The following is a 495-nucleotide window of genomic DNA, read 5'->3' on the forward strand; positions in this document are numbered from 1 at the left end:
TGGGAGTAAACGTATGAAAAAGAATAATAAGAAAAGTCTAAATGAATGGTTCCTGGACGAATGTAAATTTTCAGAAGAACAAAAGAAAGATTTCATAGAGTTGTATAATAAATTTTACCAATATATCTATGAGTATGATGTTGGTTATCCAGAAGATTTTAAGTTTAATGATCCTGATTCTTATACCGACATGGGGAGTTTTGAAGAATTATTGAATGAAACTGGTCTTGGTATAAAAGTTCGTGAAGGATATTGAAATGAAATATTTCTATGAACATATTTACAGAACAAAACTTGGTGAAATTGGAATTCACAAATCTACTCTTGGTGTATATATGAATGGAAATGCTGATGTTAGTTTTTGGGTATCTAATGGTCTTTCAAAATGTAGCAAATTAAGTGATTTAGAAATTGTTTCATTAGAAGATTTAACTGAACAAGAAATAGAAGAATACGAATTAGTTTTGAGAAATAAAAGGTATTAAGATGAAACTA

The 495-nt window shown here is 28.1% G+C and carries 2 protein-coding genes; both read left to right on the top strand.

Annotated features, from left to right (window positions below; all coding sequences use genetic code 11):
• Window positions 1–256: hypothetical protein (locus AC3DEV_RS16795; RefSeq protein WP_488372833.1), on the top strand; the 256-nt coding region annotated here is incomplete at its 5' end.
• On the top strand, window positions 243–485 hold the full coding sequence (locus AC3DEV_RS16800) for a hypothetical protein (protein WP_488372834.1): 243 nt from the start codon (window positions 243–245) through the stop codon (window positions 483–485). The genes AC3DEV_RS16795 and AC3DEV_RS16800, both read left to right, overlap by 14 nt.
• Window positions 486–495 lie beyond the last annotated feature (10 nt).

The sequence above is a fragment of the Dietzia sp. IBK-p2-15D genome, from assembly GCF_057773105.1.